Here is a 14,239-nt window from a genome sequence, read left to right as displayed (position 1 = left end):
GCGTGGACAACATCAGCGGCCGCACGGTGGCCATCACCGGCGCGGCGCGGGGGATCGGCTACGCGACCGCGCAGGCGCTGCTCGCGCGTGGGGCGCGCGTGGTCATCGGCGATCGCGATGTCGCCGCCCTGGAGTCGGCGGTGGCATCACTGGGTGGGCGGGTCAGCGGTCACCCGCTGGATGTCACTGACCGCGCGTCGTTCTCGGGCTTTCTGGCCCACGTGCGCGCCGACGGCGGCGGCGCGGTCGACGTACTGATCAACAATGCCGGGGTGATGCCGATCGGCGGTTTCCTGGAGCAGGGGCAACGGGCGTTGCGCTCGGCGATCGAGGTCAACTTGTACGGCGTCGTCACCGGCTGTCAGCTGGTCCTGCCGGAGATGATCGAGCGCCGTCGCGGTCACATCGTCAACGTGGCCTCGCTGGCCGGCCTGATGCCGGTGCCCGGCCAGACCGTCTACGCCGCAACGAAATCCGCCGTGATCAGCCTGTCCAGTGCCATGTCCGATGAGTTCGCCGCCCGCGGTGTGCAGGTCAGCGTGGTGATGCCCCCGTTCACCCGCACCGAACTGATCTCCGGCACGGCGCAGACCAGGACGAACCGGCCCGTCGAACCCGAGGCCATCGCCGCGGCGATCGTCAAGACGCTCGACAGGCCCAGGACGCATGTCACCGTGCCCGGCGGAATCCGGTTCGTGCTCGGGCCGCTCGGTCTGCTCGGACCGCGGGGCCGGCGTTGGGTGGGCCGCCGCTTCGGCACCGACACGGTGTTCCTCGAGTTCGACGCCGCCGCACGTCGAGACTACGAAAACCGGGCGCAGGCGGCGCTCGGGGTGGTGTGCGGCGCGGATCTCGAAGTCGGGGATGTTCCACGGTAGTGCTTACAGCAATGTCAGCAATCAATCTTTCAGCAGTGAGGAGCCGCCGGTGAGCATGCCGACCATGGACGAGGCCGCAAAGGTTCTTGCCGACCCGAAGGCCTACACCGACGAAGCCGGACTGCACGCCGCGCTGACCCATCTACGGGCCAACGCCCCGATAGCGTGGGTCGAGGTACCCGACTACGCCCCGTTCTGGGCGATCACCAAGCACGCCGACATCATGGAGATCGAACGCGCCAATGAGGTCTTCACCAACTCGCCACGGCCGCTGCTGATCACCAGGGAGGGTGACGAGCAGCAGGCCGCCATCGGGATCAAGACGCTCATTCACATGGACGACCCGCAGCATCGCGATTTCCGGGCGATCGGGGCGAACTGGTTCCGGCCCAAGGCCATGCGCGCGTTGAAGGACCGCGCCGACGAACTGGCGGCACAGTTCGTCGACAGGATGGCGGCGCAGGGACCCGAATGCGATTTCGTCCAGCAGGTGGCGGTCAACTACCCGCTCTACATGATCATGACGCTGCTGGGTGTGCCCGAGGCCGACTTCACCTCACTGCTGCACTGGACCCAGGAACTCTTCGGCAGCGACGACGAGGAATTCCAGCGCGGCACCAGCATGGAGGAACGGGGCCTGGCCCTGCTGGAGATGTTCCAGTACTTTACCGAGCTGACCGCCGCACGACGAGCCAATCCGACCGAGGACCTCGCCTCCGCGATCGCCAACGCCACCATCAACGGCGAACCGCTCAACGATATCGAAACCGTCTCGTACTACGCCATTCTCGCTGCGGCCGGCCATGACACATCGAGCGCGAGCATCTCCGGTGGTATGCATGCGCTGCTCGAGCACCCGCAGGAACTGGCGCGGTTGCAGCAGAATCCGAGTCTGATGCCGCTGGCGGTCGAGGAGATGATCCGGTGGACCACGCCGGTCAAGGAGTTCATGCGGACGGCCCAGCGCGACTATGAGATCCGCGGCGTGCGGATCGCGGCCGGTGACTCGGTGTTGTTGTCGTATGTGTCCGGTAACCGCGACGACGAGGTGTTCACCGATCCGTTCCGGTTCGATATCGGCCGGGATCCCAACAAGCACATCGCCTTCGGTTACGGCGTGCACTTCTGTCTGGGCGCGGCACTTGCGCGTCTGGAGGTGAACAGCTTCTTCTCCGCGCTGGTACCGCGACTGGAATCGATCGAATTGGCCGGCACCCCCGAGCACATCGCCACCACGTTCGTCGGCGGTCTCAAGCACCTGCCGATCCGGTACCGGCTGCGCTAGCAGCAGCGGGCGCCCGGGTTGGCGTCGGCGGCCGCGTGGCGCATCCGCCAGTACTCCCGCTCGCTGAGCACCGGCTCGTCTGGATGGGTGCGCCGACGGTGCTCGACATAGCGCTGATAGTGGTTGTCGCCCATCAATGATGAGCAGTACCAACTGATCTTGTGGATGAGGGAGGTAAGGCGTCCCACTGTTTCTGCACCTCCTTTTCGGCGGCGGTCGGGATCAGGCCAGAGGGGGCGAACAGCCGGGACGGCACCGGATCGTCTGCCGAGAGCGGCCGGCCGGCGCCGCGCAGGGTCCGCAGCGCCACCACGAGGCCGGCGAGGAACACGATGAGCACCAGCACCGCGAAGATGATCGACAGGGTGCCCTGGATGAACGTGTTGCGGATGACGGCGTCGAGCTGATCGACATTCTTGGCGGCGCCGAAGGCCGTCTTGCCGGCGTCCTTCGCGGCGACGTACTGCGCGTGCTGGGTCCAGTAGCCCACCTTCGGATCGCCGGAGAAGATCTTCTGGAACGAGGCGGTCATCGTCACCGTCAGGTCCCACAGCAGCGGAACACCGGGGATCCAGGCCCACTTCACCAACCCGCGTTTGATGATCACCACCGTCACCACGGTCAGTGCGATCGCGGCGAGCAGCTGGTTGGCGATGCCGAACAACGGGAACAACGTGTTGATGCCACCGAGCGGATCGGTGACACCCATCAGCAGGATGCTGCCCCACGCCGTCACGACGATGATGCTGCAGAGCCACGCGCCGACGCGCCAGCTGGGGTCGCGCAGGTTCTTCAGCGGTCCACCCAGATTGGCCAGCCCGTCGGACAACATGAACCGGGCCACCCGGGTGCCCGCGTCGACGGTGGTCAGGATGAACAGGGCCTCGAACATGATCGCGAAGTGGTACCAGAACGCCTTGAGGCTTGCGCCGCCGAACACCTGGTGCAGTACCTCGGACATCCCGAAGGCCAGGGTGGGGGCGCCGCCGGTGCGGGAGACGATCGACTTCTCGCCGACGCTGGCGGCCGCGTCGGTGATCTCACCCGCGGTGATCGGCTGCCCGGACAGGCCCAGGCCGTTGACGTAGTCGGCCGCGGTCTGTGCCGTGGTACCGGTCTGGGCCGACGGTGCGTTGATCGCGAAGTACAGGTGCTGGTTGAGGATCGCCGCGGTGATGAGCGCCATGATGGCCACGAACGACTCGGTGAGCATGCCGCCGTAGCCGATCAGCCGCATCTGAGATTCCTTCTCCAGCAGCTTCGGCGTGGTGCCCGAGGAGATCAGCGAGTGGAAGCCGGACAAGGCTCCACAGGCGATGGTGATGAACAGGAACGGGAACAGTGCGCCGGCGAACACCGGGCCGGAGCCGCTGCCGGCGAAGTGCGAGACCGCCGGGGCCGCCATCACCGGGCGCGCGAGCAGGATGCCGATGGCCAGCAGCACGATGGTGCCGACCTTCATGAACGTGGACAGATAGTCCCGCGGGGCCAGCAGCAACCACACCGGCAGCACGGACGCGGCCAGGCCGTAGACAATGATGCACCACGACAGCGTCACCTTCGACAGCGTGAACCAGTCTGTTCCCCAGTCGGTTTCGGCGACCCAGCCGCCCGAGACGACCGCGAGCAGCAGCAGCACCACCCCGATCAGCGACACCTCCGACACCCGGCCGGGCCGCAAAAACCGCAGGTACAGTCCCATGAAAAGGGCGATCGGGATGGTCATGGCGATGGAGAACACGCCCCACGGGCTCTCGGCGAGGGCGTTGACCACCACCAGCGCCAGCACGGCGAGCAGGATCACCATGATCACCAGCACGCCGACGATGGCGGCGACGCCGCCGATGCTGCCGAGCTCGTCACGCGCCATCTGCCCCAGGGAGCGGCCGCGGCGGCGCACCGAGATGGACAGCACGAGGTAGTCCTGGACGCAGCCCGCGACCAACGCGCCGACGATGATCCAGATGGTGCCGGGCAGATAGCCCATCTGCATGGCCAGCACCGGCCCGACCAGGGGGCCCGCGCCGGCGATCGCGGCGAAGTGATGCCCGAACAGCACCCGCCGATCGGTGGGCATGTAGTCGGTGCCGTTCTCGAAGATCTCGGCCGGGGTGGCATGGTCATCGCGCGGGCGCACGATCTTGTTCTCGATCAGCCGCGCATAGAACCGGAAGCCGATGACGTAGGTGCAGATGGCGGCGATGACGAACCACACCGCGTTGACCGTCTCGCCGCGCACGAAGGCGATGAGCGCCCAGGCCACCGCGCCGAGCAGGGCGATGACGCCGAAGATGATGCGGTGCCGCACGGTGATCGGGGAGCGGTCGATGATCGCGACCGGGGGTAGATCCTGCTCCGTCCGGATATAGGTGATATCGCCCTTGTGCTCTTCGAGCCCACGCGCAGAAGGTGTAGAAGGTCCGGCCATACCCCGATCCTTGCATCGCGCAAATCCGGACTGTGACCGAACTGTGGAATTCCCGCGTCCGATCGTGAGTCCCGCAACTAGTCGACGCAGGGAATCTGCCCGTTGTCGATGGGTTTGCCCGGGTTGGGCACGTCGGGCGTGTCTGAGCCCGACGTGGACACGGCCTCGGTGGATCCGGCCGCGGTGACGGTACCGGGTGGCACGTAGTTCGCGCCGAGGACGATCCGGATGTGCCCGGCGCCGACAGCGTCATCAGGGGTGGGCGTGGAGTCGATACCGAGCAGTGTTCCGACGATGTGCACATCGGTCCCGGTGCCTGTGCCGCCGTCCACCGCGGTGGCGGTCGGATCCGCGGCCGTCGCGTTGCGGACGTCGCCGATATTGAAGCCCTTGGCGCGCAGGGCATCCGAGACGGTGGCCGCCAGTCCTTCGGTGCCGCCGGCGTTGATCACGTCGACCGTGCTGGTGGGCAGTGCGGTGAAGTCGGGCAGATCACCCGAGAAGGCGGCGCTGACCTCCGCCTTGATCGCCGCGGGGTTGATGATGTTGACGGCCTGGCCGTCGACATTGTCATAGCGCAGGACCGGCAGGGTCTGGAACTCGACATGGCCGCCCGCAAGCTCGGCCACCCGGCGGAACTGGTCCGCGCCCCAGCCGCTCGACAACACGATGTCCTTGTGCGCGACCCCGATGAGGCTCTGGAGCTTGCCGACATCCGCCAACGCTCCGCTGTCCTGCAACTGGCGCATCACCGATACCAGGAACGCCTGCTGGCGGTGGGTGCGGTCGAGGTCGCCGTTGTCCAGGCCGTGGCGTTGCCGGACGAACTCGACGGCCTGTTCGGCATCCAGAGTCTGGTTGCCCGCCGGGAACTGGGCGCCCGAATAGTCGTCGGACACCGCCGAATTCAGGCACACCTGGACGCCACCGAGACTGTCGGCCAGGTCGTAGAAACCCGCCAGATTGATCTCGGCGAAATAGTCGATCGGGACCCCCGTCAGGCGTTGTACCACTTTCAGCGTCGCCGCCCGGCCGGCCTCGCGACCCTTGGACTCCAGCGTCGACTGGTCGCCGACCCCCTCGTTGACGAGGGTGTCTTCGGCGGCGGCCTTGGTCAGGCCGTACGCCTCTTTTATCTTGATGTTGTCGTTACCGGGCACGATGCCGGTGACGTCCACATAGTCGTCACGGGGAATGGAGAACGCCGTCACGTGATCGTCGGGGGAGATGTGCACCAGGATCAGCGTGTTGGTGTTGTAGCCGCCGGAATCCGAGTCGCCGGCGTGCAGCTTGTCCAGTAGTTCCTGGGGCAGGTCGTTGCCGTTTTGATCCTTGCGCGAATCCAGGCCGATCAGCAGGACATTCATGGCGCCGCCGGTGGAGTGTGCGGTGACACCCAGGGCGCCCAGCGCATCGGACACCGTGATGCCGCCGACCGCGCGATACACCTGCCACCAAGCGGCACCGGTCAGCACCAGGACGAGCGCTGAGAAGACGCCGATCGCTTTACGAATCATGGGTGGTCATCTCCGCGGCGGGGTCGGCATCACCGAGATGATCGCACCCGTAGCTGTGAGCGTCCTCGCAGCGTGCTGGGGGTTATGGGGGTCAGTCGGCCCGCTGGAACAACGCCCGCACGGTGTCGATGGTGTCGGCCTCACCGGCCGTCTTGTCGTCGCGATAACGCAACACCCGGGCGAACCGCAGCGCCATCCCGCCCGGATACCGCGTCGAACCCTGCACGCCGTCGAAGGCGATCTCGACGACCTGTTCCGGGCGTACCTCGACCAGATAACCGTCGGTGCCGTGGACGGCCAGCTCGGTGAACCGCCGGGTCTGCCAGTCCAGGGTGGCGTCGGTCATGCCTTTGAAGGTCTTGCCCAACATCACGAATCCGCCCGTCGCCGGATCTCGGGCACCGAGGTGGATATTCGACAGCTTGCCGGTGCGCCGCCCCGAACCCCATTCCACGGCGAGCACCACAAGATCCAGGGTGTGCACCGGTTTGACCTTCAGCCACCCGGATCCGCGGCGACCGGCCTCATACGGTGCGGTCGGCGATTTCGCCATCACCCCTTCGTGCCCCGCTGAGAGCGTGGCATCCAGGAACCGCGCCGCTGCGTCTGGATCGGCGGTGATCAGCCGGTCCACCCGCTGCGCGGCGGGTACCACCGCATCGAGGACGGCCAGACGTTCGGTGGTCGGCAGATCGAGCAGATCGGTGCCGTCGTGATGCAACAGGTCGAAGAAGAACACCGATAACGGCTGTTCGCCTCGACCCGTACTGCCGAACCGCGAGGCGGTCACCTGGAACCGGTGCGGGCGTCCGTCCGGCCGTAACGCGATGGCTTCCGCGTCGGCAATGAGATCGGTGACCGGCAGGGCGCGGGCGGCCTCGACGACCTCGGGCAGGCGCGCGGTGACATCGTCCAGGCTGCGGGTGTACACCGTCACGTCGTTGCCGCGACGATGGATCTGAACCCTGGCGCCGTCCAGCTTCGTTTCGAAAACGGTTTCACCACCCAGCTTTTCGAGCGCGTCACCGACACCGGTCGCGGTCTGTGCGAGCATCGGCCCGACCGGTCGTCCGAGGGTGAGGGTGAACCGGGCCAGACCGGCGGCGCCCTCGGACAGTGCGGCGACCGCGACCGCGGACAGATCGCCGGCCAGCATCGCAGCCCGGCGGACGTCGGCTGCGGGTACCGCGGCGGCCCGGGCGATGGCGTCGGCCATCACCCCGGCGAGTGCACCCTGACGCAGTTCGCCGGACAGCAGCCGCCGCAGGAAGGTCTGTTCGGCGGCGGTGGCCGCGGTGAACAGCTCGGCGAGCAGCTGGGTGCGCAGAGCCCGCGAACCTTTGCCGGTGGTGGTCTTGATCCTGCTGAAGGTGTCATCGACGCCGGACACCGTCAGCTCCGGAACCGCGGCGGGTTGTGGCAGCACCCGCAAGGCGGCCCACCCGACACCGATCTGGCGCTGCGGAAGCTCACCGGTCAGCCAGGACACCACGGTGCCGACCACGTCGGGATCGGAGTGGGCCAGCAGCGTGGCCACCCGCGCCGCTTTGGCCAGCCGCGAGGACGACGCGCCCACCTCGGCCGAGGCATCCGCCACTGCGCTGAGCAACATGTCTCCACGGTGCCACGAGGCACAGACAAGTCGGGACTTTCGGCCCTGTGTGCGGCGCCGCCGGGCGCGCAGAGTGACAGCAGGAGCGAGAGAGGCGGCGGACATGTCGAACACACACGAGCTGGATGTGCTCAACCGACGGCAATGCCTGGACCGGTTGCAGAGCACCCGCGTCGGTCGGCTCATCTTCACCGAGGGTGCGTTGCCCGCGGTGCAACCGGTGAATTTCCGGCTGTGCCGCCACGATGTGGTGATCCGGGTCGCCGGCGGAGGCAAACTGGCCGCTGCGGCCGACCATCAGGTGGTGGCCTTCGAAGCCGACGATCTGGACCAGGACCTCCGTTCCGGATGGAGTGTGACCGTCGTCGGCCATGCGGAGCCCATCACCGATATCGATGAAATAGTCGAGGTGGCAGGTACTTTCGTCACGCCATGGGTAACCGGCCGGCGTGACCACTTCATTCGGATCAAGACCGAACAGATGACCGGGCGTGAGTTCCGCGACCCGGCCAGCCCGCACTACCACGCGGCCGCGGTGTCGGAGTCCGCACAGTAACCCGCGGCCGGTTCGGGTGGACTGTGTGGTGCCGGTCAACCTCGTTCCGGTCAACCAGGTGGGACGGCAGTCATCTCGGTGAGCACGTTGAAGTCGAACCCGTCGGCTTCGGCCAGATACGTTCTGGGGGCCGTGTGTCCGGCGTCGAGGCGCTGCACGCCGCGAGCGCATTCGTATACCAGCGAATTCGACAGCGTGGTCATCACGTTCACGTCGAGCGTGCCGGCGGTACGCGCGAGCGCCGCCAGCAGATGCAATCCCTCGTAGCACGATTCACCCATCGTCCCCACCAACGGGGCGTCAGCGCCGAACCGGCGGGCATATCGCCCGACGAAGTCGAGACTGTCGGAGGTGCACAGCGACGAGAAATAGCCGGCGCCGACGTACAGGTCGCGGCAACTGCGATCGCCCGCGGCCAGGAGCATGTTCTCGTCCATCAGGGGTGTCAGGCGTACCGCCTTGGCGTCCAGCTCGCGTTCGGCGTACTGCCGGTGGAATTCGACGGCGTCCTGCCCGACCAGTAGAACCACCACCGCCGTGGCGGTCGAGCGCTCGAGCCGGTCGAGCTGTGCGTCGAAGTTCGACGTGCCCAGCGGAACGTACATCTCGTCGACGAGGGTCCCGGATCCTGTCGTGGCGAGATGCCCTCGGATGGTGTTCGCGGTGCCGCGTGGCCACACGTAGTCGTTGCCGACCAAGGCCCAGCGGGAGATGCGCCTCTCCCCGGCGAGCAGTGTCATCGCGGGCAACAGCTGCGTCTCCGGCGTCTCGCCGGTGACGAAGACGCCCGGGCGCCGCTCGCCACCCTCGTACAACGAGTTGTAGATATAGGGGATCGCGCCACCGATGGCCGATGCCAGTGATTCCCGCACGGTGGACGTGTGTACGCCTGCGACCGCTTGTATTCTGCCTGCCATGGCGAGTTCAAGCACCTGCGCTCGAACTTTGTGCACCTGCGCACCGCCGTCGACGTGCACGAGTTTCACCTCGCGGCCGAGTATGCCGCCCTCGCGATTGATCTCCTCGGCAGCCAGTTCCGCACACAGTTGCGCCGACGGACCGATGATCCCGAGTGGTCCCTGTAGCGGATTGACCACGCCGACGACGACGGCGTCCGATTCCGTCCGTGCGTTGCTGTTCATGCGGCCCATCTCCACCACCAGGTCGGGGTTGTCGTTCGATTACCCTGAACCACCCGCTACGGTAATCCACGGCGGGAGGTAACGACAGTTGGGAACCGTGAGCCAGGCTGCGCTGGCGTTGAGCGCGATTCAGAACTCGCTGCTGGAGCGGGTTCGTGAGGTGCTCGCCGCAGGGGGATGCACCCTGGAGGAGTGGCGGATCCTGGATTGTCTCAAGGACTCTGGGGCCCTCGCCATGTCGGAGATCAGCGAGACGACATCGATTCCGCCGTCGGCACTGACGAAGATCGTCGACCGCATGGTGGCCAACAACCTGGTGTATCGCCGGACGGACAACGTCGACCGGCGCAAGATCAATCTTCGGCTGACCTCGCGGGGCGCCAGTTCGTACCGGCATCTGGCCGAAACCGTGGATCGCTGCGACCTGCTGTACGACCAAGATCAGCTACAGAAGTTGACGGCGTTGTGCGACTTGGTGCGTGACGTGGCGGTTTCCGCCCCGAGCAACGGCGGGATCCCGGCGTAGGGATCCCGCCGCCGGGCTCGGTCACCAGGCATAGATCTCGTCGTAGATCGCCGCGATGTCATCGGCGTCGGGAACGAGCGGATTGTTGGCCGGGGACCCCGAGGCCAGGGCTTGTTCGGCCATGGTCGGGATGAGCCGATCCCAGTCGGCGCGAGAGATGCCGTAGTGCTGGGGGGTCGGCACTGTGAGGTCGCGGCACAGTTCGGATATTCCCTCGACAAACTTCGCGGCGGCGATCGCGCTCGGATCGTGCTCGGTGGCCAGACCCATGGCGCGGGCGCAGTCGGCGTACCGATCGGCGGCACCGTCGATCGAGTACCGGGTCACCGCGGGAAACAGCATGGCATTTGAAAGGCCATGTGCCACATGAAAATGCGCGCCGATCGGCCTGCTCATGCCGTGGATCAGGGCGACGCTGGAGTTCGAGAACGCCATTCCGGCCTGCGTGGCCGCGATCATCATGGCCGCACGTGCTTGCTCGTCGTGCCCGTCGGCGACCACCCGCCGAATGTTCTCACCGATCGCCCGGATGGCAAGGAGGCACAAACCGTCGGAGAACGCGTTGGCCTTGCGGCTGACGTAGGCCTCGACGGCGTGGGTGAGTGCGTCGATACCGGTGTCGGCGGTCAGTCGTGCCGGCATCGACATGGTGAGGCGGTAATCGATGATCGCGGCGATCGGCAGGAACGACGTCCCGATGCAGAGCATCTTCTCGTCGGTGGCGCTGTCGGTGATGACGGTGAACTGAGTGGCCTCCGATCCACTTCCGGCCGTGGTCGGGATCGCCACGATCGGTAGCGCGGGACCGGTGTAGACGTTGGGCGCCTTGAACTCTCGCATCGGCTTGTCGTTGACGCCCAGTACGGCCAGTGCCTTGGCGGTGTCCATCGGGCTGCCTCCACCGAAACCGACGACACTGTCGGCGCGATGTGCAACCAGCGCCGACGTGGCGGGGGCCAACGAATCCGTGGTCGGATCGGGCACGGTGTCGGAGTACACGGCGACGCTCGCCCCGGCGGCTTCCAATACTGCGACGAGTCTGTCGACCTGGCCGGTGCTGACCAGGAACGCGTCGGTCACTATCAGGGGGCGCCGGGCGCCGAGGTCGCTGAGCACTGCACCGGTCTCGTCGATGGAGCCGCCGCCGATCCTCATGGTTCGCGGCACGGAAATGGCATGTGTCATAGGTGTCCTCGATCTCGATTGCTGACTCGGTTCGTAGCAGTTCGGGCACGTGGCCCGCGCCGACCGACAGGGGAATCGGTATCAGCTTCATGGGCGAATATGCACCAGTCAACAGTCAGATCCGCACGTTGACCGTGCAGATCTGCACGGCAAGATGGGGACCATGGAATCTGCCGACAACCTCCGCTATCTGCTCGAGGTGACGCGCTCGGGCTCACCGCAAGATGCCGCACGACGCCTCGGGGTCGACCGCACGACCGTGACCCGCCGCATCGCAAGCCTGGAGAGAGCGTCTGGAGAGCGGCTGTTCGATCGCTCCAGCGGGGCGTGGCAGTTGACCGACGCCGGCCGGCGGATGCTGCCGCATGCCGAGGCGATCGACGCGGCGGTCGTGTCGGCTTTTCAGGATTCCGACCGGCATCAGGGCCTGCGCGGACAGTTGCGGATCGTCGCGTCCGACGGGTTCGGGGCTTATCTGCTGACCCCCGGTCTGCTACCCCTGACCGACGAACATCCGGACCTGGAGGTCGCCGTGGTCACGGCCACCGCCCACGGAGTGCTCACGATGCGCGATTTCGATCTGGCCATCACCTTGGAGGAACCATCGCCGCACGCGGGAGTGGTACGTCCGCTCGCCGACTATGAGCTGGGCCTGTATGCGGCCTCGGCGTACGTCGCCGAACACGCCGAAGTGCGCAGTCTCGGTGACCTCGCTTCGCACGTCGTCATCTGGTACGTCGAGGCCTTGCTCGACGTTGCCCCGCTGCGGTTCCTGGGTGGTCTGCTACCCGGTATCCGTGCCCGTGTGCAAACCACCAACATCACCGGCCATCACCACGCGGTGCGCGCCGGTTTGGGTATCGCGCCGCTGCCCACCTATATCGGTGACGCCGACGACACGCTGACCCGTGTGCTGCCAACGGAATTCGCTGTCACCCGGCACTACTGGGAGGTCGTTCCGCGCGAGATATCGCGGCAGGCGCGCGTGCGTGCGTTGCGCGCCCTGTTGGACGACTTGGTCCTGGCGCATCCTCAGCTGAGGCCGCCCAGGCGCCGGTCAGGACTCGATGGGTCGTCGAGAAAATAGTTTCCAAAAACATAAAACAGCACTTCAATGAACTAGACGTAACATGTACGAAACATACTGGGGAGTAGTTAACCGATACGTAACGTAAATGTCTTCAGCGTTGATCGTGAACTGGCTAGCGTGTGCTTTCGATCACGAGCGGACTGGGACGCAGATTCCCGGCCGGAAAGGTTCACACGTGAAAGACATTCAGGTCGCCGCCGTTCAGTTCGAGCCGACGTTGTTCGACAAGCCGGGCAACATCGACCGCGTCGCAGAGCTCGTCACCCGCGCGGCCGCCGGCGGCGCCGAACTGATCACCGCTCCCGAGATGTGCACCACGGGTTACTGCTTCTTCGACCAGCGCGAGGCCGAGCGGATGGCAGAGCCGGTGCCCGGTCCCACCACGGACCGGTTCGCGCAGATCGCCCGTGAACACCACTGCTACATCGTGTTCGGGATGCCGGAGCGTGATGAGCAGACCGGCTTGCTCTACAACACCGCGGCGTTCGTCGGTCCCGATGGGTTCATCGGAAAGCACCGAAAGACGCACGCGTACATCGCGGAACCGAAGTGGGCGGCCCCCGGAAACCTCGGGCATCAGGTATTCGACACCGAGATCGGGCGCATCGCCGTGCTCATCTGCATGGACATCCACTTCGTCGAGACCGCGCGACTGGCCGCGGTGGGCGGAGCCGAGGTGATCTGTCATCTCAGCAACTGGTTGGCCGAACGCACCCCAGCGCCGTATTGGATCTCGCGAGCCTACGAAAATGGTTGCTACGTCATAGAAAGCAATCGGTGGGGCTTGGAGCGGGGCGTGCAGTTCAGTGGCGGGAGCTGCGTCATCGCACCTGACGCCACCATTCTCGACCAGATCGATTCCGGCGACGGCCTCGCCACGGCCACCATCACCGTCGATGCTGCACAACAGGATTGGGCGGATCGTCCCGCACTCCGCGCGCGGCGGCCCGAACTCTACCGTCAGTTGCAGATCAACAGTTACCTGTGGAATCCGAAGGACTTCTTCGGTCTCTACGGCCACCGCGGACTGCCGGAGGGCAAATCGGCGACGGTGGCGGTGGCACAATTTCGTCCGGCGCCCGATCTTGACGCCAATCTCGCCACGATCAGCCGGATGTTCAGGTCGTCTGTCACCGAACGCGGTGCCGAACTCGTCGTCTTTCCGGAGTTGTCGCTGACCACCCGGGCGGTGACGCTGCAGGATCCAGCTGTCGGACAACTCATGCAGGCGGCCGCCGCGGAATCGGCGTGGCTGGTCGTGGGTCTCGCAGAGTCCGATCCCGTCGAGGGTCGGCAGTACAACTCACTGGTCCTGATCGGTCCCGACGGCATCGAGGCAGTGCATCGCAAGATCCACCTCCGACACGGTGAACGTGCGCTGTTCGAAGCGGGGTCAGCCTGGACCTATGCAGACATCCCGCTCGGCCGCGTCGGACTACTGCACGGCGACGACCTCCTGTTACCGGAGTCCGGCCGGATCCTGGCCCTCAACGCTTGCGATGTCATCGCGGGAAGCGCCGACAATCGCGAGCGAATCATGATGGGCCACAGCGGAAGTACAGTCGCGCAGAGCTATCCGATTCCCACCGGGCCGTCGTTGACGCACTGGCACCACATGCGGGTGCGAGCGGGTGAGAACAACGTCTACCTCGCCTTCGCGAACACCGTGGACGCCGACGGAGAGGGTGGGTGCTCGGGCGTGTTCGGACCGGACACCTTCGCGTTCCCGCGTAACGAGCAGGTGTTGGCCGGTCAGGAGGGCGTGGCCGCCGTGCACATCGACACGAGAGACGCGGCCTCGGTCTACCCGTCGAACGTGGTGCGCCGCAAGGATCTCGTCACCATGCGCTTGCCGCACTGGTACGGCGCGCTGTCGGGCCCTGACGCGTTGGTGCACGACGCCGGTGCCGAGCTCGACGATTGGCGGGTTCACGAACCGAGCCCGGCAGTGATCGCCTAACCCCGATGCCGCACGGGTGTGGACGCCACCGGCGGCGTCCACACGGTCCCGTCGTGTCAG

12 protein-coding genes are annotated in these 14,239 nt (G+C 66.1%); 6 read left to right on the top strand and 6 right to left on the bottom strand.

Going from position 1 to position 14,239, the window contains the following annotated elements:
* Positions 1–2 precede the first annotated feature (2 nt).
* Both H7J86_RS05840 and H7J86_RS05835 read left to right on the top strand, forming a co-directional pair.
* Positions 3–878: an SDR family oxidoreductase gene (locus H7J86_RS05840; protein WP_267289844.1), complete on the top strand. Its 876-nt coding sequence runs from the start codon at positions 3–5 to the stop codon at positions 876–878.
* A 49-nt stretch (positions 879–927) separates the two neighbouring features.
* A complete protein-coding gene (locus H7J86_RS05835) occupies positions 928–2,163 on the top strand; it encodes a cytochrome P450 (RefSeq protein WP_267289842.1) in 1,236 nt (411 codons plus the stop codon).
* Here the strand turns inward: H7J86_RS05835 and H7J86_RS05830 are convergent.
* The 4 genes from H7J86_RS05830 to H7J86_RS05815 form a co-directional block, all read right to left on the bottom strand.
* Positions 2,160–2,297: a YbdD/YjiX family protein gene (locus tag H7J86_RS05830; protein ID WP_276064976.1), complete on the bottom strand. Its 138-nt coding sequence runs from the start codon at positions 2,295–2,297 to the stop codon at positions 2,160–2,162. The genes H7J86_RS05835 and H7J86_RS05830 overlap by 4 nt on opposite strands.
* Entirely contained in the window at positions 2,297–4,591 is a 2,295-nt protein-coding gene (locus H7J86_RS05825; protein WP_187098856.1) for a carbon starvation CstA family protein, read from the bottom strand. The genes H7J86_RS05830 and H7J86_RS05825 overlap by 1 nt, the downstream gene beginning before the upstream one ends.
* 77 nt (positions 4,592–4,668) lie before the next feature.
* The gene (locus tag H7J86_RS05820; protein ID WP_267289840.1) at positions 4,669–6,108 is read right to left on the bottom strand and encodes an LCP family protein; all 1,440 of its coding nucleotides are present in this window, start codon (positions 6,106–6,108) and stop codon (positions 4,669–4,671) included.
* A 91-nt stretch (positions 6,109–6,199) separates the two neighbouring features.
* Positions 6,200–7,720 (bottom strand): ATP-dependent DNA ligase, encoded by a 1,521-nt coding sequence (locus H7J86_RS05815; RefSeq protein ID WP_267289838.1) that lies wholly within the window; start codon positions 7,718–7,720, stop codon positions 6,200–6,202.
* Between the two features lie 103 nt (positions 7,721–7,823).
* Between H7J86_RS05815 and H7J86_RS05810 the strand changes: the two genes are divergently transcribed.
* Complete coding sequence (locus H7J86_RS05810; protein ID WP_090357151.1) at positions 7,824–8,276, top strand: pyridoxamine 5'-phosphate oxidase family protein; 453 nt, start codon at positions 7,824–7,826, stop codon at positions 8,274–8,276.
* 50 nt (positions 8,277–8,326) lie between these two features.
* On the opposite strand, the gene H7J86_RS05805 is transcribed toward H7J86_RS05810, so the two are convergent.
* Positions 8,327–9,418 (bottom strand): substrate-binding domain-containing protein, encoded by a 1,092-nt coding sequence (locus H7J86_RS05805; protein ID WP_090357334.1) that lies wholly within the window; start codon positions 9,416–9,418, stop codon positions 8,327–8,329.
* A gap of 97 nt (positions 9,419–9,515) precedes the next feature.
* Between H7J86_RS05805 and H7J86_RS05800 the strand changes: the two genes are divergently transcribed.
* Positions 9,516–9,944, top strand: coding sequence for a MarR family winged helix-turn-helix transcriptional regulator (locus H7J86_RS05800; RefSeq protein WP_187098858.1), 429 nt, complete (start codon positions 9,516–9,518; stop codon positions 9,942–9,944).
* Between the two features lie 21 nt (positions 9,945–9,965).
* Here the strand turns inward: H7J86_RS05800 and H7J86_RS05795 are convergent, their stop codons facing one another.
* Positions 9,966–11,129, bottom strand: coding sequence for an iron-containing alcohol dehydrogenase (locus tag H7J86_RS05795; RefSeq protein WP_267289836.1), 1,164 nt, complete (start codon positions 11,127–11,129; stop codon positions 9,966–9,968).
* A 163-nt stretch (positions 11,130–11,292) separates the two neighbouring features.
* Here H7J86_RS05795 and H7J86_RS05790 point away from each other — a divergent pair, with 163 nt between their 5' ends.
* Both H7J86_RS05790 and H7J86_RS05785 read left to right on the top strand, forming a co-directional pair.
* Positions 11,293–12,216 (top strand): LysR family transcriptional regulator, encoded by a 924-nt coding sequence (locus tag H7J86_RS05790; RefSeq protein WP_090357145.1) that lies wholly within the window; start codon positions 11,293–11,295, stop codon positions 12,214–12,216.
* Between the two features lie 178 nt (positions 12,217–12,394).
* Entirely contained in the window at positions 12,395–14,179 is a 1,785-nt protein-coding gene (locus tag H7J86_RS05785; RefSeq protein WP_267289834.1) for a nitrilase-related carbon-nitrogen hydrolase, read from the top strand.
* The last annotated feature ends 60 nt before the right edge of the window (positions 14,180–14,239 follow it).

It is taken from the genome of Mycobacterium hackensackense, from assembly GCF_025822555.1.
In the GTDB taxonomy this organism is placed as follows: domain Bacteria; phylum Actinomycetota; class Actinomycetes; order Mycobacteriales; family Mycobacteriaceae; genus Mycobacterium; species Mycobacterium fluoranthenivorans.
Note: the sequence above shows the minus strand (reverse complement) of the source record. Positions and strands in the feature narration are given on the sequence as shown.

Bases quoted from the DNA above. Each gene is read 5' to 3' on its own strand.
- H7J86_RS05830 (WP_276064976.1), bottom strand. From the start codon at position 2,297: ATGGGCGACAACCACTATCAGCGCTATGTCGAGCACCGTCGGCGCACC.
- H7J86_RS05825 (WP_187098856.1), bottom strand. From the start codon at position 4,591: ATGGCCGGACCTTCTACACCTTCTGCGCGTGGGCTCGAAGAGCACAAG.
- H7J86_RS05820 (WP_267289840.1), bottom strand. From the start codon at position 6,108: ATGATTCGTAAAGCGATCGGCGTCTTCTCAGCGCTCGTCCTGGTGCTG.
- H7J86_RS05815 (WP_267289838.1), bottom strand. From the start codon at position 7,720: ATGTTGCTCAGCGCAGTGGCGGATGCCTCGGCCGAGGTGGGCGCGTCG.
- H7J86_RS05810 (WP_090357151.1), top strand. From the start codon at position 7,824: ATGTCGAACACACACGAGCTGGATGTGCTCAACCGACGGCAATGCCTG.
- H7J86_RS05805 (WP_090357334.1), bottom strand. From the start codon at position 9,418: ATGAACAGCAACGCACGGACGGAATCGGACGCCGTCGTCGTCGGCGTG.
- H7J86_RS05795 (WP_267289836.1), bottom strand. From the start codon at position 11,129: ATGACACATGCCATTTCCGTGCCGCGAACCATGAGGATCGGCGGCGGC.
- H7J86_RS05790 (WP_090357145.1), top strand. From the start codon at position 11,293: ATGGAATCTGCCGACAACCTCCGCTATCTGCTCGAGGTGACGCGCTCG.